The sequence below is a fragment of the Ideonella sp. A 288 genome (assembly GCF_002198735.1).
Classification (GTDB): Bacteria; Pseudomonadota; Gammaproteobacteria; order Burkholderiales; family Burkholderiaceae_C; genus Pseudaquabacterium.
This window is the reverse complement of record NZ_MWLO01000148.1, coordinates 18512-41638: the sequence shown is the minus strand read 5'-3', so window position 1 is coordinate 41638 and position 23127 is coordinate 18512. Positions and strand designations below refer to the sequence as shown.

The following is a 23127-nucleotide window of genomic DNA, read 5'->3' as shown; positions in this document are numbered from 1 at the left end:
GTGGATGCTGCGGGTAAACCCTCGAGATGACCGCGGGTCGGGACCGTGCGCAGGGTCACGCCACTCCCCGTTTCGGGGGGGCTCCTGAACCGTGTGGATGTTTCATGACGTAAGTCGCGCTTATGCTCCGCGCGGGCGATTCGTGTGCTGGTGCACCACCTGAGCGTGTGGCGGCCGGGCGACGGATCAGGGATCACCGGCACACACCTTCAGACTCAGGGCGGCGTCATGGCACTCAAGATCGGCACGGCAATTGGTGAAACCCTCGACGGCACCGATGTCGACGACACCCTGCAGGGCCTGGCCGGCAACGACCTGCTGCTTGGCCTGGCTGGCAACGACCTGCTCGACGGCGGCAGCGGCATCGACACGCTGCGCGGCGGCGCCGGCAACGACACCTACCTCATCGACGTGTTCACCGACGTCGTCGACGAGACCATCGCCGGCAGCGATGGCGTCGACCAGGTCAACGTGGCCACCGCCGTGGCGGGCACCTACGTGCTGCCCACCGCGGTGGAGAACGCCACGGTCACCGCAGCGGGCCTGCTGGCCATCCACCTGACGGGCAACACGCAGGCCAACCGGCTGGAGGGCGGTGCGGGCAACAACAGCCTGAACGGCCTCGACGGCAACGACGAACTGTTCGGCAACGGCGGCAACGACAGCCTGCTCGGCGGCAATGGCAACGACAGCCTGTACGGCGGCGACGGCGGCGACCTGCTCGACGGTGGCGCCGGCAACGATCAACTGCGCGCCGACGCCGGCAACGACACCATCCAGGGCGGCGACGGCAACGACTACATCACCCCCGGCGCGGGCAACGACAGCGTGGTCGGTGGCGCGGGCATCGACACCGCCGACTACTTCTTCAGCGACACCAGTGCCGGCGTCAGCGTCAACCTGCTGACAGGCCAGGTGAGCGGCGGCGCCGGCCTGGACACGTTGTCGGGCATCGAGAACATCAACGGCAGCGATTTCAACGACACGCTCACCGGCGATGCCGGCGCCAACTTCATCGAGGGCCGCGCCGGCAACGACAGCATCCTGGGCGGCGCCGGCGCGGACAACATCCGCCCAGGGGCCGGCAGCGACACCGTCGACGGCGGGACCATCACCGACCGCATCAACTTCACCGACGGCAACCAGATCTCGTACGAAGACGTGGGCGGCACCGGCATCACGATGGACCTGTCGGGCGTCAGCGGCAACGGCGGCACCGGCAGCGGCACGGTGCAGGACGGCACCGGCGGCACCGACACCATCTCGAACTTCTTCTACTTCATCGGCAGCCCGCAGAACGACAGCATGCTGGGCAGCACCGCGGCCAGCTTCGAGATGTTCCAGGGCGTGGGCGGCGACGACACGATCGATGGCGGGGCCATGGACAACGTGCTGTTCCCGGCGAACTCCAACCGCGTGAGCTACGCTTTTGCCACCCTCCCGGTCACGGTCGACCTGATCGCCGGCACCGCCACCGGCGGTGCCGGCAGCGACGTGCTGCTGAACTTCAGCGCCGTGCGCGGCGGCAGCGGCAACGACACGCTGCTGGGCAGCAACGACGCGGTACGGGCCGAGCAGTTCGAAGGCAACGCCGGCAACGATTCGATCGATGGCCGCGGCGGCGTCGACATCGTGCGCTTCGACAACTTCAATGGCAGCTTCGTCACCAACCCCCTTCAACTCGGCGCCACCGTCAACCTGACCACGGGCACTGCGTCCGACCCCCTGGGCGGCACCGACACGCTGGTCAACATCGAGGGCGTCTTCGGGTCGCCACTTCGCGACAACATCACCGGCAACGGCGGTGCCAACCGTCTGGAAGGGCGCAACGGCAACGACACCCTCACTGGCGGCCTGGGTGACGACACGCTCGACGGCGGCGGGGGACTGGACTGGGCCTTCTACAGCGGCGCCAGCGGGCCGGTCACCGTCAACCTCGGCACCGGCAGCAGCAGCGGTGCCGAAGGCAATGACACGCTGATCGGCGTCAACGCGGTGCTGGGCTCGTCCTTTGCCGACAGCATCACCGGCAGCATCGTGCTGACCTCGCAGGACACGTTCGAAGGCGGTGCCGGCAACGACACCATCGACGGCGCACCGGTGTCAGACCGAGGCAACTACCGCGATGCCAACTGGGTGAGCTACGCGCTGTCGCCGGGGGTCGTCACCGTGAACCTGTCGGGCATCACCGGCGACGGCAGCACCGGCAGCGGCACTGCGCTGGATGGCCATGGCGGCACCGACACGCTGCGCAACATCAACTTCGTGATCGGCTCGCCGAACAACGACACGATCACCGGCAGCACGGCGCGCATCTTCGAACTCTTCGAAGGCGGCACCGGCAACGACGTGATCAACGGCGGCGCCATCACCGACCTCACCGACGGCCGCAATGCCAACCGCGTGAGCTACTCCAGTGCGCCCCAGGTCGGCGCCAGCCAGGTCGGCATCACGGTCGATCTGGCCGCCGGCACCGCCAGCGGCAGCGCCGGCACCGACACCCTGCTCAACATCAACCAGATCCAGGGCTCGGCCTTCGATGACACGCTGCTGGGCAGCGACGCCACGGCCTGGAGCGAGCAGTTCCGCCCCGCCGCCGGCAGCGACAGCATCGACGGCCGCGGCGGCGAAGACTGGATCCGCTACGACAACGCCACCGTCGGCGTCACCGTCGCCCTGGGTGGCGCGGGTGCCACCATCGCCGTGGCCGACGGCCAGGGCGGCATCGACACGGTCAGCAACATCGAGCATGTGCGCGGCGGCGACTTTGCCGACCTGCTCACCGGCACCAACCGCACCGACCTGGTCGAGCGCTTCATCGGCGATTCGGGCAACGACACGATCAACGGCCAGGGCGGTGTCGACTGGGTGTCGTACTTCGACGCGCCGGCCGGTGCCAACGTGACGATCGGCGCCGCGGGCAGCGCCAGCGACGGCTACGGCAACACCGACACGCTGCTCAACATCGAGCAGGTGCGCGGCTCGCAGTTCAACGACGCGCTCACCGGCAGCGATGGCCTGGTGCTCGAAAGCTTCGAGGGCCGCAACGGCAACGACACGATCGACGGCCGAGGCGGCCCCGACCAGGCCGACTACTTCTACGGCGGTGGCGTGGTGGTCGACCTCGGGGCCGGCACGGCCACGACCGACGGCTTCGGTGGCAGCGACACCTTGCTCAACATCGAGCACGTGCGCGGCGCCAACGACTTCGACGACAGCCTCACCGGCAATGCCGGCGCCAACACGCTCGACGGAGCCGGCGGCAACGACTACCTCGTCGGTGCCGCCGGCAACGACACCCTGATCGGCGGTGCCGGGCGTGATTCTCTGATCGGTGGTGCCGGCGTCGACAGCATGGTCGGCGGCCAGGGCGATGACGCGTATTCGGTGGAATCGCTCACCGACGTGGTGGTGGAGAACGTCGGCGAGGGCGCTGACTATGTTGAATATGCATTGACCGCGGCCGGTGCCGTCACGATGCCCGCCAACGTCGAGACGGCCATGGTGGCGTCGGCGGCGGCTGTCAACGTCACCGGCAACGCATTGGCCAACGGCATCTCCGGCGGCATCGGCAACAACAGCCTGTCGGGCGGCGACGGCGACGACACCTTCTCCGGCGGCGGCGGCAACGACACCATCGACGGCGGCATCGGCAACGACATGCTGCTGATGCTCGGGCCACTGTCCACGGTGGCGGTGGTCGAGGTCAGTGCCACCGAACTGCGCCTGACCGGGGCGCTGGGCCAGGTGATCACCCTGCGCGACAGCGTCGAGACCGTGGTCTTCACGTTCGACGCCAGCTCCGAAACCCGCACCTTCGCCGAGCTTCGTGCGCTGGCCGGCGGCAGCGCGGCCGACAGCCTCACCGGCACCGATGGCCCCGACGCGCTGGACGGCGCCGGTGGCAACGACACGCTGGTGGGCCTGGCCGGCGACGACACGCTGACCGGCGGCGTCGGCACCGATTCGCTGCGCGGCGGCAAGGGCAACGACGTGTACGGCATCGACGTACTCGCCGACGTGGTCGACGAGGTCGAGGACAACGGCAGCGACAGCGGCGGCACCGACCGCGTCGATGTCGGCTTGGCACTGGCCGGCACCTACACGCTGCCGGCCAATGTGGAGAACGCCACCGTGACCTCGGGGCCGACCATTGCCGTCCACCTGATAGGCAGCGACGCTGCGAACCGTCTGGTCGGCAACGCGGCCGCCAACAGCCTGACCGGCAACGGCGGCAACGACACCCTCGACGGCGGTGCCGGCATCGACACCCTGGCCGGCGGCGCCGGCAACGACCAGTACGTGCTCAGCGTGCCGGCCGACGTGGTCAACGAGACCGCCGCCGGCAGCGACGGCGCCGACATCGTGCTGCTGCAATTCGGCGCGCTCGGCAGCTACACGCTGCCGGTCGGCGTCGAGAACGCCACCGTGCAGTCGGGGGCGCTGGCGGTCAACGTCACTGGCACCGAACTGGCCAACAACCTGACGGGCGGCGACGGGCCCAACAGCCTCAGCGGCCTGGGCGGCAACGACGTGCTCAGCGGCGGCAAGGGCAGCGACACCTTGCTCGGTGGCGCAGGCAACGACTCGCTCTTCGGCGGCGACGGCAACGACCTGCTGCGCGGCGAAGCCGGCGGCGACTTCATGCGCGGCAATGCCGGCAGCGACACGCTCGACGGCGGCGTGATGACCGACCGCATCAACTCCACCGACGGCAACTCGCTGAGCTGGAGCGACGCCACCGCTGCGGTCAACGTCAACATGGCCGGCATCAGCGGCGATGGCAGCGTGGGCACCGGCACGGCGGCCGACGGCCTGGGTGGCAACGACACCTTCTCGAACTTCCAGTTCTTCACGCTGTCGGGGCAATCCGACACCTACCTCGGCAGCAGCGCGTTGCAGTTCGAGCAGGTCGAAGGGGGGGTCGGTGACGACACGCTCAATGGCGGGGTCCTCATCGACAGCCTGCTGCAGCGAGACAGCAACCGGGTGAACTACCAGAATGCCGGCGCGGCGGTGGTGGTCGACCTGCGCGCCGGCACGGCCAGCGGGGGCGCCGGCAACGATGTCCTCACCAACTTCAATCAGGTGCGCGGCTCGGGCCATAACGACACGCTGCGCGGCAGTGACCGCACCGACTACAGCGAGGTGTTCGACGGCCGCGCCGGCAACGACTCGATCGACGGCCGCGGCGGCTTCGACCTGCTGAACTACCAGTCGGCCAGCATCGGCGTCACCGTCAACCTGGTCAGCGGGAGCGCGGGCGACGGCCAGGACGGCACGGACACCTTCGCCAACATCGAGGGCGTGCTGGGCAGCGGCTTCGGCGATTCGCTGGTGGGCGGCGTGGTCGCCAACGGCACGGTACAGACCGACTTCAGCGTCACTGAACTCTTCCGTGGCGGCGGCGGCGACGACACCATCGATGGCGGCCAGGGCTACGACATCGCCGACTACCGCAGCTCGACGCAGGCCGTGGTGGTGGTGCTCAACGACACGAATCCCGGCTCGGCCAGCGACGGCGTGATCGGCGCCAACGGGCTGATCGGCACCGACGTGCTGCTGCGCATCGAGGCCGCGCGCGGCTCCGATTTCAACGACACCCTCACCGGCAGCGACACCGCGCCGCTGGAAGGTTTCGACGGCCGCGGCGGCAACGACAGCATGGACGGCAACGGCGGCATCGACGTGGTGAGCTACCGCAACAGCCCGGCCGGCGTCAACGTCAACCTGGCCACCGGCACCGCTGCCGACGGCTTCGGCGGCACCGACACGCTGATCGACATCGAATGGGCGCGCGGCTCGCGCGACTTCAACGACACGATCACCGGCAGCGCCGCGGCCAACACGCTGGAGGGCTTCGCCGGCAATGACAGCCTCGCTGGCGGTGCCGGCATCGACCGACTGGAGCCCGGCACCGGCAACGACACCGTCGACGGCGGCACCGACGCGCCGGCAGGCGCCGAAGGCGACACGCTGGTGGTGCTGGGCGCCTTCGCCGCCTACACCCTGACCCGGCCGAACGCGACCGACCTGGTGCTGGTGAACCCGGCCACCCAGGAGGCGATCACCGCGCGCAACATCGAGTTCATCGCCTTCACCGACGGCACCAAGCCCATCGTCGACGTGATCAACGCAGCCGCCGACAGCGGCGACGATTCGCTCACCGGCGACGCCGGCAACAACCTGATCGACGGCCTGGGCGGCAACGACACGCTGGTCGGCCTGGGCGGCCACGACACGCTGATCGGCGGCATCGGCAACGACTCGCTGCGCGGCGGTGCGGGCGACGACGTCTACGGCATCGACGTGCTGGCCGACCTGGTCGACGAGGTCGAGGACAACGGCAACGACAGCGGCGGCATCGACCGCGTCAACGTCGGCCTGGCGCTCGGCATCTACAGCCTGCCCGCCAACATCGAGAACGCCACGGTCACCTCGGCCGGGGCGGTCAACCTGGTTGGCAACGAACTCGACAACGTGCTGGTCGGCAATGCCGTGGTCAACAACCTGAGCGGCGGCCTCGGCAACGACACGCTGGACGGCGGCGCGGGCGCCGACGTGATGGCCGGCGGCGGCGGCGATGACGTGTACGTGCTGAGCGCGTCCACCGACGTGGTCAATGAAACCGCGGTGGGCAGCAGCGGCATCGACCGCGTCGACCTCGCCTTCGGCGTGGCCGGCCCCTACACCCTGGGGGTGAGCGTCGAGAACGCGCGCATCGTCGCGTCCGGCTCGCTGGCGATCAACGTCACCGGCAATGCGCTGGACAACGTGATCGAAGGCGCCGACGGCAACAACAGCCTGGCCGGCGCCCTCGGCAACGACGGGCTGTTCGGCGGCAAGGGCAACGACACGCTCGACGGCGGCGACGGCAGCGACTTCCTCGTCGGTGGCCTGGGCAACGATTCGATCGCTGGCGGCGTGGGCCTCGACGAGGTGTCCTATGCCGACGCGGGCGGCGCCGTCACCGTGAGCCTGGTCACCGGCAGCGCCACCGGCGCGGCCGGCACCGACACGCTGTCGGGCATCGAGAACGTGACGGGCAGCGCCTTCGCTGACAGCCTGGTCGGCGACGCCGGCAGCAACGGCTTCGACACCGGCGACGGCAACGACACGGTGATCGCGGGCGATGGCGCCGATTCCATCGGCCTCGGCTCGGGCAACCACATCGTCGACGCGGGCCCCGGCGACGACCTCATCTTCACCGGCGAGGGCGGCAACGATTCGATCACCGGCGGCGACGGCCTCGACATCGCCTATTACGCCAACTCGGCGGGCCCGGTGACGATCGACCTGGCCTTGGGCACCGTCACAGGATCGGGCACCGACACGTTGGCGGGCATCGAGGGCGCCCGCGGTTCGGCCGGCAACGACACGTTGATCGGCAACGACGGCGACAACAACCTCGAAGGCTATCTCGGCGCCGACTCCATCGTGGGCGGCGGCGGCATCGACCTGGTGCGCTTCATCACCGAACAGACGGGCGTGACGGCGAACCTGAGCACCGGCCGCGCGTTCACGGCGTCCGGCACGGACACGCTGGTGGGCGTCGAGAACCTGCGTGGCTCGTTCCAGAACGATTCGCTGACCGGCGACGGCGGCAACAACCAGCTCGACGGGGCCAGCGGCAACGACACGCTCGACGGCGGCGCCGGCCTGGACACCCTGCTCGGTGGCAACGGCAATGACAGCCTGGTCGGTGGCATCGGCAACGACACCCTCGACGGTGGCTTCGGTGCCGACACGGCCGTCGGCGGCCAGGGCGACGACACCTACCTCGTCGGCTTCAACGGCGACCTGGCCAACGAGGCCGTCAACGAAGGCATCGACACGGTCGTCGTGATCTCGGACATCAACACGTCCTACACCCTGCCCGACAACGTCGAGAACGGGCGCATCGAGGCCGCGGCGGCGGCGCTCGTCTCCCTCACCGGCAACGGCCTCTTCAACGTGCTCACTGGCGGTGCCTTTGCCGACAGCCTGTCGGGCGCTGACGGCGAGGACACGCTCGCCGGCAACGCCGGCAACGACACGCTGGACGGCGGTGCCGAACCCTCGGGCGGCATCGACTTCGCCGACTACCGCAGCGCGCCCGTCGGCGTCACGGTGAACCTGGCCAACGGCACCGCCACCGGCCACGGCACCGACGTGCTGATCGGCATCGAGGGCGTGTTCGGCTCGCCGGGCAACGACAGCGTGGTGGGCTCCGGCCCGCTCACCTTCTTCCAGCTCGGTGCCGGCAACGACACCGTCACCGGCAACGGCGCGTTCGACATCATCGACTTCAGCGATTCGCCGAACCCGATCACCTTCGTGCCCAGCGGCCCGAACGCAGGCACCGCCACCGGTCTCGGCACCGACGTCTACACCGGCATCGAAGGCCTGTTCGGCTCCCAGAATGGCGATGTCATCACCGGCAGCGCGGCCAACGAGACCCTGCGCGGGCGGCGTGGCGACGACACGCTCAACGGCGGCGACGGCAGCGACCGTGCCGACTACCGCAATGCCAATGGCAGCGTCACCGTGAGCCTGGTCTCCGGCACCTCGACCGGCGCCGATGGCAACGACGTACTGTCCAACATCGAGCACCTTCGCGGCTCGATCGGCTCGCCCGACACCCTCACCGGCAACGACGGCGCCAACACGCTCGACGGCATGGGCGGCAACGACTCGCTGGTGGGCAACGGCGGCGACGACACGCTGCGCGGCGGCGACGGCAACGACACCCTGGTCGGCGGCACGCAGGTGTTCTTCGACTTCGCCGACTTCGGCGGCTCGGCGGCCGGCGTGACGGTGAGCCTCGTCACCAACATCGCCACCGGCGAGGGCAACGACACCCTGGTCGACATCGAAGGCGTGATCGGCTCGGCGCAGAACGATTCGATCACCGGCTCGGCCGCGGCGCTGAACTACTTCTGGCCCGGCCTCGGCAACGACACGATCAACGCCGGCGACGGCATCGACCTGCTGGCCTACGACAGCCAGAACACTCCCGTCACGGTGAGCTTCAGCGCCCCCGGCACCGGCACGGCCACCGGCCTGGGCACCGATGTGTTCACCGGCGTCGAGTTCATCGTCGGCGGCCGCGGCAACGATACCGTCACCGGCAGCACCGATGGCGAGGCCATGCGCGGCAACCAGGGCGACGATTCGCTCGACGGCGGCGACGGCATCGACCGCGCCGATTACCGCCTGGCCAACGGCAGCGTCACCGTGAGCCTGGTCACCGGCAGTTCGTCCGGCGCCGACGGCATCGACGTGCTGCTGAACTTCGAGAACCTGCGAGGTTCGCTCAATTTCGGTGATATTCTCACTGGCGATGCCGGCCCGAACGACATCGACGGGCTGGGCGGCAATGACAGCCTCTCGGGCGGCGCCGGCAACGACACGCTCACCGCCGGCGCTGGTGTCGACACGCTCGACGGCGGCGCCGACGACGGTGGCGCCACCCCCGGCGACACGGCGGTGTTCGCCGGCGCGCTGGCCAGCTACACCATCACCCGGCCCAATGCCACCGATGTGCTGCTGGTCAACGCGGCGACGCAGGAGAACGTCACCCTGCGCAACGTCGAGACGCTCCGGTTCACCGATGTCACGCAGTCGCTGGCGGTGGTGCTCGGCAACGCGCCCAGCACCTTCAACGACACCCTGCTGGGCACGCCCGGCCCGGACAGCCTCGACGGCCTGGCCGGCAACGACACGATCAGTGGCTTCGCCGGCAACGACACGCTGATCGGCGGCCCCGGCATCGATTCGCTGATCGGCGGCGCCGACAACGACCGCTACGTGGTCGACGTGCCAGGCGACGTGATCGTCGAGCTGCTGAACGAGGGCACCGACACGGTCGACGTCGCGTTCGCGGCGGTGGGCAGCTACACGCTGCCGGACCATGTCGAGAACGCCAATGTCACCTCGGCCCTGGCCGTCGGCGTGGTGGGCAACGGCCTGGACAACGTCATCGTCGGTAATGCGGTCGCGAACAGCCTGGTCGGCGGCGCCGGGAACGACACGCTCGACGGCGGTGCCGGCATCGACACGCTGGTCGGCGGCGCCGGCAACGACCGCTACGTGCTCAACGCGGCCGCCGACCTGGTCAACGAGACCGTGGCCGGCAGCGCCGGCATCGACACCGTGGTGCTGGCCTTCACTGCACTCGGCGCCTACACGCTGACGGACAACGTCGAGCATGCCGTGGCCAACGCCGCGGCGGGCCTGGCCATCGGCATTGGCGGCAATGCGCTGCCCAACCGGCTGGAGGGCCATGCCGGCAACAACTCGATCACCGGCGCGGCGGGCAACGACACGCTGGTCGGATCGCCGGGCAACGACACGCTGGTCGGCGGCGCCGACATCGACCTGCTGCAACTGCCCGGCAATGCGGTCGACTACACCCTCAGTCGGCCCAGCGCCACGCAGACGCTGTTCACCGGGCCGGGCGGTACGGCGCTCGTCAGCGAGGTGGAACAGGTGCAGTTCGGCGTGGCGCCGGCCGTGTCGCTGGCCAGCCTGATCGCGTTGATCGGCTCCCCCGACCCCGATTCGTTGACGGGCGGCGCAGGGGACGACGACATCGGCGGCGGGGGCGGCGCCGACACCCTCGATGGTGGCGCCGGCAGCGACACGCTGGCCGGCGGTGTCGGCAACGACAGCCTGGTGGGCGGCCCCGGCAACGACCTGCTCGACGGCGGCGACGGCAGCGACACCTACACCTACAACCTGGGCAGTGGCCTCGACGTGATCGAGCAGAACGACTCCGTGGCCGGCAGCATCGACGTGGTGCAACTCGGCGCCGGCATCGCGCAGGGCGATGTCAGTTTCTCGCGCGGCTCGTTCGGCGTCGACGATCTGGTCGTCAACATCGGCACGGGCGGGGTGGCCGGCCAGATCGTGGTGGTCAACTTCTTCCAGGGCGACGCCATCCACCCGGGCACCATCGACGAACTGCGCATCGCCCCGAACATCGTCGTCCCGCGGGCCCAGATGGCGTCGGCGGCGGTGGCCTTCGACGGCGGCGACCATGTCTTCGTCGGCCTGGTCGGCAACGACACGCTCACCGGCGACGTGCTCGGCGCAGCAGGCGACTGGATCTCCAGCGGCAGCGGCAACGACAGCCTGGCCGGCCTGCTCGGCAACGACACCCTGTTCGGCGGCGCCGGCAACGACACGCTGCAGGGCGGTGGCGACAACGACCGTCTGGCCGGCGGCGACGGTGCCGACCTGCTCAACGGCGGCACCGGCAACGACACGATGAGCGGCGGTGCCGGCGGCGATGTCTACGTGTTCGGCCTTGGGGCTGGCGAAGACCTGATCGAGGAGGCCCTGCCCGTCGCCACCTGGGGCGGCGCACTCGACAGCGGCGTGGGCCCGGTCTATGCGGTGGGCGACGGCGACCTGCCGCGCGCGGCCGATTTCGACCTGCTGCTGCTCGGCGCTGGCATCACGCCCGCCAACCTGGTGCCCAGCCGCTTCGGCGAGTCGCTGGAACTGTCGGTCAGCGGCACGGGCGATTCGGTGCTGGTGCGCGATTTCTTTGCCAATGGCGTGTCGACGATCGAGCGCATCGTCTTTTCCAATGGCGTGCAGTGGACGCCGGCCACCGTGCGCACCAAGCTCATCACGCCGACGGCGGGCAACGACACGATCGTTGGCTACCTGGGCGGTGACGCGCTCAACGGCCTGGCCGGCAGCGACCAGATCGATGGCCGCGAAGGCGCCGACACGATCAACGGCGGCGACGGTGCAGACCTGCTCACCGGTGGGGCCGGGGCCGACCGCTTCGTCTTCAGCGGTGCCGGGGCACTGGCCAGTACCGACACGATCACCGACTTCGTGCCGGGGCTGGACAAGCTGGCCCTGTCGGCGGCCACCTTCACGGCACTGGCCGGGGCGGTGGGCACCGCCATCGATCCGGACACCAACGCCTTCACCGCCTACAACCCGGCCACCGGTGCGATCACCTACGACGCCGACGGCGAGGGCGTGGGCGCCGCGGGCGTGGTCATCGCGCTGCTGGGCACGGTGACGCACCCGGCGGCGCTGGGAGCGGATATCCTCGTGCTGCCGTGAGGGCGGCGCCAGGAGGGATCGGACGTGGCAGCACGCAGTGAGGGGATCGCCGAGGGGAGGCGGTCTTGACGGGCCTTGCGCCCGTCGATTTCGCGCCGGTGGAAGCCGCGGCGGCGCAAGCCCGGTGGGGCGAGGTGCGGCAGGCCCTGCAGGGCCTGGGGCAGCAACTGGCCGCGCAGGCGGGCGCCAGCGGTGCGCCGGCCGACGCCGCGCTGGTCAGGCGCCTGCGCGCCTGGCAGTACCGCGCCGCGCCGTTCTGGTGGGCGCCGCTGGCCGGCGGCGGGGTTCGGTTGCGCCGCACCGAGGCCGGGGACGCGGCCTTCTACCGCCAGTGCTTCGAGGACCGAGAGTTCGCCCGCCGCTACAACCGCCAGGCCTCCTGGAGCGGCGACCTCGAACGGGCGCTGGCCCGCGCCGGGCTGCAGTCGCCGGTGGAACTGCAGGCGGTGCACTGGATCGTCTGCGACCGCGACGACCGGCGCCTGGGCCTGGCCTCGCTCACCAGCCTGAGCCTGGGCAATGCCAAGGCCGAGGTCTCGCTGGGCTTCACCGGCCCGGCGGCGGCCACGCATGGGGTCATGGCCATGCTGCTGGTCTATCACTTCGCCTTCGCGCTGGCGCGGCTGAACAAGCTCTACTCCTACGTCTACGCGGCCAACCCCGAGGCGCTGCACAACTCGCTGCGGGTGGGGCTGCTGCACGAGGGCACGCTGAAGGACCATTTCTTCCTGCCCCCGGGCGAGTTCGTCGACGTGCATGCCCTGGGCCTGACCCGCGCGCAGCTGCTGGCCAACGAGCGCATCGTGGCCATGGCCCGGCGGCGGCTGGGGCTGGAGTGGCAGGCCTTGGTCGGCGTTCAGGTTTCGGGCGCCGCACCCCATTGAGAATCACACGTCCGGCCCAACGGCCGGCATCGGTGACCGGCCCCGCGGAGGCCGCACCATCCAACACCAGGGAGCCCGCATGAGCAGCCAGAACGCGTCCACGACCACCACAGTGGCCGATGACCTCAACCCGATCCTGTCGATCGACTACGGATCGGTGCAGGGCTGGCAGCTCGGTGCACCGCTCGGCACCGCCGACGGCGCGGCAGAACCCTACATCGGACTGCGCTGCGCGTGCGGCGGATGCTTTTCGCTGGCCACCGGCGCCACCCGCGCCGAGGCGGGGCCCACCCTGGGGGACGACGCACGCCAGTCGGACGGATCGCTGGTGGTGCCGGGGACCGACGCGTCCAGCTTCGGCGGAGGTGGCAACGGCGTGACCGCGTCCCGGGTGGCCTACACCTCGTTCAGCGCCACCACCGAAGGCGGTACCGACCTGAGCATCCAGAACCTGCTGGTCGGCCAGAAGTGGGGCGGCGTCACGATGGGCAGCGCCGTGGCGCTGACCTACAGCCTGGGGGCCGGCGCGTCGGCCTACAACTACGAGGATGGCAGCACCGTTGTCAACCGCACCACGCTCAACCCCACCCAGGCCACGGCGGCGTTGGCGGTGATGGCCAGCTACGCAGCGGTGAGCAAGCTCACGTTCTCGGCCCTCGCGGACAATGCCACCACCGCAGGCGACATCCGCTTCAACAACACCAGCTCGGCCGGGGTCGGCACGGCCTTTGCCTACTATCCGTTCAGCGCGGCCAGTGGCGGCGACATCTGGTTCGGCCCCAACAACGCCGGCTACCTGACGCCTGCCGTGGGCAACTACGGCTACCACACCTTCCTGCACGAACTGGGCCACGCCGTGGGGCTGCTGCATCCGCACGATGCGCCTGCGAACCTGGCGGCCGTGCCCGGCGAAGACCAGATGAAGTACACGGTGATGAGCTACCGCGGCTACGACGGCCAGCCCGTCAATGCCGGCTACACCAATGCCGTGTACCCGTCCACGCTGATGGTCAACGACATCCTGGCCCTGCAGTTCATGTACGGTGCCAACACCACCTACCGCACCGGCAACGACGTCTATTCGTGGGCGGCCGGCGCGTCGGTGTTCGAGACCATCTGGGACGCGGGCGGCGCCGACACCATCAGTGCCAGCACGCAAGCCCAGTCCACCACGATCTACCTCACCCCCGGCAAGTGGTCACAGATCGGCGTGGCCTATTCCAACGGCCAGAGCAGCGTGCGCGACACGCTGACCATCGCCTACGGTGCCGTCATCGAGAGCGCCATCGGTTCCGCCTTCGCCGACACGCTGGAGGGCAACTCCGCCGGCAACACGCTCACCGGCGCCAGCGGCACCGACAGCCTGCTCGGGCTGGAAGGTGCCGACGTGCTGGACGGTGGCATCGGCAACGACACGCTGCTGGGCGGCCCGGGCAACGACTCGCTGACCGGTGGCGACAACGACGACCGCCTGGACGCCGGCACCGGCGTCGACACCGTGGTCGGCGGCCTCGGCACCGACACCGTGGTGCTGGCCAACAGCCTGGCGGCCTACGTCATTTCCGTGCCCGTGGCCGGCGACATCCGACTGCTGCGTGCGGCCAGCGCCGAGGACGTGACGGTGCGCACCACCGAGTTCTTCGCCTTCGCCGACGGCACGCGCACGGCCGCGCAGGTGGCTGCGACGGTGGCCAACACCCCCAGCACCGGCAACGACACCCTCACCGGCGACGACAACGCCAACTCGATCGACGGCCTTGCCGGCAACGACAGCATCAGCGGCCTCGGCGGCAACGACACCTTGGTCGGTGGCCCCGGCATCGACACGCTGGTGGGCGGCAAGGGTGACGACGTGTTCCGCATCGACGTGCTGGCCGACGTGGTCGACGAGACCACCGCGCCCAGCGGCGGCACCGACCGCGTCGAGGTCGGCTTCGCGCTGGCCGGGACCTACGTGGTGCCCGCCGAGGTGGAGAACGCCACCGTCACCTCGGCGGTGGCGGTGCACCTCACCGGAAACGCGCTGGACAACCTGCTCGTCGGCAATGCCGTCGGCAACAGTCTGGTCGGCAATGGCGGCAACGACACGCTCGACGGCGGCGCCGGCACCGATACGCTGCTGGGCGGCGCGGGTGACGACACCTATCGCCTGAACGTGGTGGCCGACGTGGTCAACGAGTCCGCCGCCGGCAGCGACGGTTTCGACACCGTGGAACTCAATCTCGCACTGGCCGGCAGCTACACGCTGCCCTCCGGCGTGGAGCTGGCCCGCGTCACCCATGCGGCGGCGCTGGCCGTCAACCTCACCGGCAACGCCCTGGTCAACTTCCTGTACGGTGGCCCGGCTGGCGAGACGCTCAGCGGCGGGGCCGGAGGCGACGTGCTGGTGGGCGGCCCGGGCAACGATCGACTCGACGGTGGCGCCGACACCGACCTGGCCGACTACAGCAGCGCCGGCACCGCGGTGCAGGCCAACCTGGCCACCGGGCTGGCCAGCGGCGGCGCCGGCAACGACACGCTCGTCGGCATCGAGAACCTCGTTGGCACCGGATTCGACGACAGCCTGGTCGGCTCGACCTCGGGCAACCTGCTGATGGGCGCCGCCGGTGACGACACGATCGACGGCGGCGCCGGCCCGGACGACCTGCGGCCCGGACTGGGCAACGACTCGGTGGTCGGCGGGGCTGACTTCGACCGGGCCCTGTTCGATTTCTCGCTGACCGCGGTGAACGTGGACATGGCCGCCGGCCTGGCCGTCGGCGAGGGGCAGGACACGCTGGTCGGCATCGAGGCCGTCGTGGGGTCGGGCTTCGCCGACACCCTGGCAGGCGGCAAGGGCAACGACGACCTCGCCGGCGGCGATGGCGCCGACTCGATCACGGGCTCCATCGGCCTCGATTTCCTCGACGGCGGCGCCGGCAACGACACCGTGCGAGGGGGCGACGACGCCGACTACCTCCTCGCCGGGCTTGGCGGCGATCTGCTCGACGGCGGCTTCGGCGTCGACACGGTCGACTACTTCTACGCCACCGCACCGGTCCTCGTGCAGTTGGCGGTCGACCAGTCTGCCCATGGCGGCGACATCGACCTGCTGTCGTCGATCGAGCACGCCCGTGGCTCGTTGTTCAACGACACCCTCGTCGGCGACAGCAACTCCAACGACCTGTCCGGCTCGTCGGGGGCCGACTCGCTCACGGGGGGCAAGGGCGACGACACACTCGACGGCGGCGCCGGCAGCGACACGCTGGTCGGCAGCGAAGGTTTCGACACCGCGCGCTTCGGCGACGCGGTGGAAGCCAGTCTGGTCACCGGTCTGGCCTTCACCGGGATCGAGGCCGACAGCCTGCAGGGCATCGAAGCCCTGCAGGGCGGCAAGGGCAATGACACGCTCACCGGCGACGGCTCCGACAACCGGCTGAATGGCGGCCTCGGCAACGACAGCCTGGCCGGCGGTGGCGGCAACGACATCCTGCAGCCGGATGGCGGAAACGACACCGTCGACGGTGGCGCCGACAGCGACATCCTCGTGCTGTCCCAGGTGCTGTCGGCCTACACCCTGAGCCCGACCAGCGCCACGGAACTGGTCATCGCCCAGGCGGCCACCGGCCAGAGCCTGATCGTGCGCAATGTCGAGCAGGTGCAGTTCGCCGATGGCCTGCGCAACCTGTCCGACATACTGATCAGCGGCGTGGCCACCGGCGGGCCCGACAACCTGTTTGGCAATGCGGGCGACGACGTCATCGACGGACTCGGCGGCAACGACACCCTCAGTGGCCTGGGCGGCCACGACACCCTGATCGGCGGCACGGGCATCGATTCGCTGATCGGCGGCCCCGGCAACGACGTGTTCCGCGTCGACGTGCTGGCCGACCAGGTGGTCGAGGCCCTCGACGAAGGCGTCGACCGGGTCGAGGTCGGCTTCGCGCTGGCCGGCACCTACACCCTGCCGCCGAACGTCGACAACGCCACCGTCACCTCGGCGGTGGCGGTGCACCTGGTCGGCAACGGGCTGGCCAACCACCTGATCGGCAACGCGCTCGGCAACAGCCTCACCGGCGCGGCGGGCGATGACACGCTGGACGGCGGCGCAGGCACCGACACCCTGGCCGGCGGTGCGGGCAACGACCTCTATCGCCTGAACGTGGTGGCCGACGTGGTCAACGAAACGGCCGTGGGCAGCGATGGCTACGATTTCGTCGAGCTGAACCTGGCGCTGGCCGGCTCGTACACGCTGCCGGCCGGGGTCGAAGCCGCGATGTTGACGGATGTGGCAGGCGTGGCCGCCAGCCTCGTCGGCAACGCCTTGTCCAATGCCCTGTACGGCAATGCCGGCAACAACACTCTCGACGGCGGTGCTGGGCCTGACCAGTTGTCGCCGGGCGCCGGCAACGACCGGGTGGTGGGTGGGCTCGACGAGGACTGGGTGGTGTACGGCAGCTCCCCGCAGGGCGTGCAGGTCAACCTCGCCACCGGCCTGGCCACCGGCGAAGGCACCGACACGCTAGTGGGCATCGAGCACATCCAGGGATCGTTCCACGACGACCTGCTGACCGGCAATGACCAGCCCAACCAATTCCAACCCGGGCCGGGCAACGACATCATCGTCGGCGGATTGGGTTTCGACATGCTCAACCTGGGCTGGGCCAGCGCCGGCGTGTCCGTCGACCTGGTCGCCGGCACCACCAGCGGCGGTGGCGGCAACGATGTCTTCAGCGGCATCGAGCAGGTCGTGCTGACCGGCTTCGACGACACGGTGGCGGGCAGCGCGAACGCCGATGTGCTCGACGGCAGCGATGGCAACGATTCGATCGAGGGCTTCGGCAGCGCGGACCAGCTCACTGGCGGAAAGGGCGCCGACACGCTGCGTGGCGGCGAGGGTGACGACTCCCTCAACGGCGGCATCGGCGCCGACCTGCTCGACGGTGGCCCTGGAAGCGACTGGCTCGACCTGAGCGGCGCTCCGGCGTTTGCCAATGTCGACCTGCTGTTCAACTCTGCCACCATCAACGGCGAGACCGACACGCTCTCGAGCATCGAGAACGTCATCGGCACCAGCCACGACGACACCCTCTGGGGCAACGCGGGTGGCAACTGGCTGAGAGGCTCCGGCGGCAACGACGCGCTGCTGGGCGATCCGGGCGACGACACGCTCGCCGGTGGCAAGGGCAGCGACCAGTTGATCGGTGACAGTGGCATCGACACGGCGAGCTTCGAGCAGGCGGTCCATGCCGACCTGGCCACCGGGGTGGCCACCCTGGGCGGCGACACCGACAGCCTCTTCGGGATCGAGAACCTCGAAGGCAGCAGCGGTGACGACACCCTCGCCGGAGACGGCCTGGCCAACCGCCTGATCGGCGGCAAGGGCCATGACAGCCTGGTCGGCGAGGCGGGCAACGACACGCTCGACGCGGCCTTCGGCAACGACACCGTCGACGGTGGCCTGGACACCGACACGCTGGTGCTGCCGCAGCCACAGGCCCGCTACGCGATCAGCCGCCTGAACGCCACCGACGTGGCCTTCATCGATGCCACCGCGGGCCAGACCGTCACCGTGCGCAATGTCGAGGACGTGCAGTTTGCCGATGCGCTGCGCAACCTGCAACTCCTGCTCGACACCAACGCCACGGCAAATGCCGACACCCTGATCGGCGACGACACCGCCAACCTGATCGACGGACTGGGCGGCAACGATCGCATCGAAGGCCGGGGTGGCAGGGACACCCTGGTCGGTGGCCCCGGCATCGACACGCTGGTGGGCGGGGCGGACGACGACGTTTACCGCATTGACGTGCTGGCCGACGTGGTCGACGAGACCAGCGTCGGCAGCAGCGGCACCGACTGGGTCGAGGTCGGCTTCGCGGTGGCCGGCACCTACACGCTGCCGGCCAACGTGGAGCGTGCCAGCGTCACCTCGGCGGTGGCCGTCAATCTGGTGGGCAACGAACTGAACAACGTGCTCATCGGCAATGCGATGCCCAACAACCTGCAGGGTGGGCCTGGGGGCGACGTACTGGACGGCGGACTGGGCAGCGATGTGATGGCCGGCGGTCCAGGCCATGACAGCTACCGGGTCAACGTGCCGACCGACGTGGTCAACGAAACCGCGGCGGGCAGCGACGGCAACGACGGGGTGCTCCTGGTATTCGCTGCGGCGGGCACCTACGTGCTGCCGGCGGGTGTCGAGTATGCCCATGCCAACCTTTCCGGCGCAGTGCCGCTCAGCATCATCGGCAATGCCCTCGACAATTGGCTGATCGGCACCACCGGTGCCAATACGCTGGACGGCGGCGCCGGGTCGGACTACCTGACCGGGAGCGCCGGCAGCGATCGCCTGGTCGGTGGCGCTGATCTCGACACGGCGGACTACCTCGGCAACGGCGAGCCGGTGACGGTCAACCTGGCCACCGGTCTGGCCACCGACGGGTCGGGCATCGACACGCTGGTGGGCATCGAGCGCGTGGTGGGGACAACCTTCGGTGATGTCCTGGTGGGCGATGCGGGCCCCAACACGCTGGATGGCGACACTGGCAACGACACCCTGGATGGCGGTGATGGCAACGACCGCCTGGAAGCCGCTCTGGGCGACAAACTGCTTCAGGGCGGTCCTGGATTCGACACGGTCGTCTTCTTGTTCGCTGGCGTCAATGCCAACCTCGTCAGCGGCCTGGCCACCGGTCCGGGCAACGACACTCTGGTGGGCATTGAGGCGCTGGTGGGGACCGACGGCGACGACACGCTGGTCGGCGATGGCGCCAGCAACGAATTCACCCTCCATCGCGGCAGCGATTCGGTCGTCGGTGGTGGCGGATTCGACCGCGTTTTCATGGGCTTATCGACCGACGGTGTGGCGCTGGACCTGGTCACCGGCCTGGCCACCAGCGCTCCCGACATCGACACCCTGTCGGGCATCGAAGCCTTCACCCTCACCGGCTTGGACGACACCGTGCAGGGCTCCAGCGGCGCCGATTCGGTCGACGGCGATGCCGGCAACGACTCCATGCTCGGCGGCAGCGGCAACGACACGCTGCAGGGCGGCCAGGGCAACGACACGTTGCGCGGCGAGGGCGGTGACGACCTGCTCACTGGCGGCAAGGGCAGCGACCTGCTCGACGGCGGGACCAACACCGACCGCATCAGCTTCGACGACCTGCCTTTCGCTGTGCTGGTGAACCTGGCCGGCGGCGTGGCCACCAGCGGCGGCGACACCGACACGCTGGCGGGCATCGAGCAGGTCACCGGATCGCCGTTCAACGACACGATCACCGGCAGCGATGCCGACAACCTGCTCGACGGTGGCGCCGGCAACGATGCGATCAACGGCGGCAAGGGCCAGGACACGGCCAGCTTCGCTCGTCTGGGCAGCGCGGTGACCGCCAACCTGGCCACCGGCACCGCCACCGGCCAGGGCACCGACACGCTGTCGGCCCTCGAGCACCTCGACGGCTCGAACCTGAACGACGTCCTCACCGGCGACGGCAACGACAACCGCCTCTCGGGCGGCAAGGGCAACGACAGCCTGGTCGGCGGCGCCGGCAACGACACCCTGGTCGGCGGCAAGGGCAACGACACCGCCGACGGCGGCGCCGACACCGACCTGCTGGTGCTCGACAGTGCGCTGGCCGGCTACCTCATCCTGCGCCCCACGGTCACCGACACGCTGTTCCGGCCCGTCGGCCAGGCCGCGGGCGTGCGCGACACGCTGGTGCGCAACATCGAGCAGGTGCAGTTCACCGACGGCACACGCGACCTGGCCACGCTCATCGCCAACGCGCCCAGCCCCTTCAACGACACACTCACCGGCACCGCCGACGCCGACTCGATCGACGGCCTGGCCGGCAACGACACCCTGCTGGGGCTGGACGGAAACGACACGCTGATCGGCGGCGCGGGCGTGGACAGCCTCGTCGGCGGTAAGGGCGACGACACCTTCGAAGTCGACGTGGCCGGCGACCTGGTGGTGGAGGCCATCGGTGAAGGCTTCGATACGGTCAACGTGCGCTTCAGTGCCGCTGGCGCCTACACGCTGCCGCCGAATGTCGACCACGCAGTGGTCACCGCTGCGGCCGCGATCCCGGTCGGCTTGATCGGCAACGACTTGCGCAACAATCTCTTCGGCAATGCCGCAGCCAACCTGCTGGTCGGCGGCGCAGGCAACGACTTGCTGGACGGCGGAGACGGTATCGACAACATGGCCGGCGGCAGTGGCAATGACCGCTACTTCCTGACCCTGCCCACCGAGATCGTCAACGAAACCGCCCCGGGCAGCGACGGCGTCGACGTCGTAATCTTCCAACCCATCGCCACTGCCACCTATTCGCTGCCGGCGGGCGTCGAGAACATTGCCGTGTTCGCGGACGACGCCGTGCCCGTCCACCTGCTCGGCAATGCCTTGGCCAACACGCTGCAGGGCCACGGTGGCAACAACTCGATGAGTGGTGCCGGCGGCGACGACGGCTTCTTCCCGGAAGGAGGTTCCGACACGGTGGACGGCGGCGAAGGAATCGACACGTTGTTGCTGTCCTCCGTCGAGGCGGTGGAATGCGTGGTCACGCGTCCCAGCGCCACGCAGACCTTGTTCACCCACGCCGCCGGCCGGGTGCTCGTGTCGGGGGTCGAAAGCGTGCAGTTCAACGACGCTACGGTCACCCTGGCCGACCTGATCGCCACCATCGGCTCGCCCGGCGCCGACAGCCTGACCGGCGGCGCCGGCAGCGACACGCTGGCCGGCGAGGCGGGCAACGACACGCTCACCGGTGGCCCGGGCACCGACGTGCTCGACGGCGGCGCGGGCAGCGACACCTACGCCTTCGGCCTGGGCGGCGGGCTCGACCTGATCGAGCAGAACGACACCCTCGTCGGCAGCATCGACAGCATCGTGCTCGGTGCGGGCATCGTGGACGCCAACGTGGCCTTCTCGCGCGGCTTCTACAGCTTCGACGACCTGGTGGTGCAGGTGAGCGTGGGCGCCTCGGTGGACCAGATCGTGGTCACCGGCTTCTTCCAGGGCGACGGCATCGCTCCGGGCACCATCGACCAGCTGCGCCTGGCCTCTGGCCAGGTCTTCACGCAGGCGGAGATGGCTGCCAAGGCGGCGGTTTTCGACAGTGGTGGCCGGGTCTTTGTCGGCCAGGCCGTCAACGACACCCACACGGGCGACCAGGTTGTTGCGGATGCGGCCGACTGGATGTCCGGCGGCGGCGGGGCCGACAGCCTGTCGGGACTGGGCGGCGCCGACACGCTGTTCGGCGGCGCGGGCACCGACAGCCTGGTCGGCGGAACCGGCAACGACTGGCTGGCCGGCGGCGAGGGCGCCGACACGCTGGCCGGTGGGCCGGGCAACGACATGCTCAGCGGTGGCGCCGGCAGCGATGTCTACCGCTTCGGCCCGGGCGGCGGTGCCGACACGGTGTTCGAGGCCCTGCCGGCGGCCACCTGGGGCACGGCGCTGGTCAGCGGCGTGGGCCCGGTCTACGCCGTGGGCAGCGGCGACCTGCCGGCCAATGTCGACGTCGACCAGATCCTGCTGGAGGCGGGCGTGACCACGGCCAACCTGCTGCCTTCGCGGGTGGGCGACGCACTGCTGCTGAAGATCAGCGGCAGCACCGACCAGATCGAGGTGCGGGACTACTTCGCCAACGGCGTGCCGACGATCGAGCGCGTCGTGTTCCCGAACGGCACGCAGTGGTCCTCGGTGGTGATCCGGTCGATGGTGGTCGCGCCCACCGCGGGCAACGACACGATCATCGGCTACCTGGGCGGCGACGTGCTCAGCGGCCTGGCCGGCAACGACCAGATCGACGGCCGCGAGGGCAACGACCTGATCGCCGGTGGCGACGGTGCCGACACGCTCACCGGTGGCAGCGGCGGCGATCGCTTCACCTTCGCCGGGGCCGGCGCGCTGACGGCGGTGGACACCATCACCGACTTCGCGCCCGGCACCGACAAGCTGGCGCTGTCGGCGGCCACCTTCACGGCGCTGGCCGGGGCGGTGGGCACCGCCATCGATCCGGACACCAACGCCTTCACCGCCTACAACCCGGCCAGCGGGGCGATCACCTACGACGCCGACGGCGAGGGCGTCGGCGCTGCGGGCGTGGTCATCGCGCTGCTGGGCGTGGGCACGCACCCGGGGTCGCTGGGGCTGGACATCCTGGTGCTGCCATGATGTGCGGCC

Annotated in this window: 3 protein-coding genes; all 3 read left to right on the top strand. The window is 69.9% G+C overall.

Translation table 11 applies throughout. The features are described from left to right. The first annotated feature begins 228 nt into the window (after positions 1–228). Positions 229–12069, top strand: a complete 11841-nt coding sequence (locus tag EOINJALH_RS32975) for a calcium-binding protein (protein ID WP_088285346.1) — start codon at positions 229–231, stop codon at positions 12067–12069. Positions 12070–12134: 65 nt separating this feature from the next. Continuing rightward, positions 12135–12953 (top strand): GNAT family N-acetyltransferase, encoded by an 819-nt coding sequence (locus EOINJALH_RS25140; RefSeq protein ID WP_088285343.1) that lies wholly within the window; start codon positions 12135–12137, stop codon positions 12951–12953. Positions 12954–13032: 79 nt separating this feature from the next. Then, positions 13033–23118, top strand: coding sequence for a calcium-binding protein (locus tag EOINJALH_RS32960; protein ID WP_144290161.1), 10086 nt, complete (start codon positions 13033–13035; stop codon positions 23116–23118). Positions 23119–23127 lie beyond the last annotated feature (9 nt).

Bases quoted from the DNA above. Each gene is read 5' to 3' on its own strand.
- EOINJALH_RS32975 (WP_088285346.1), top strand. From the start codon at position 229: ATGGCACTCAAGATCGGCACGGCAATTGGTGAAACCCTCGACGGCACC.
- EOINJALH_RS32960 (WP_144290161.1), top strand. From the start codon at position 13,033: ATGAGCAGCCAGAACGCGTCCACGACCACCACAGTGGCCGATGACCTC.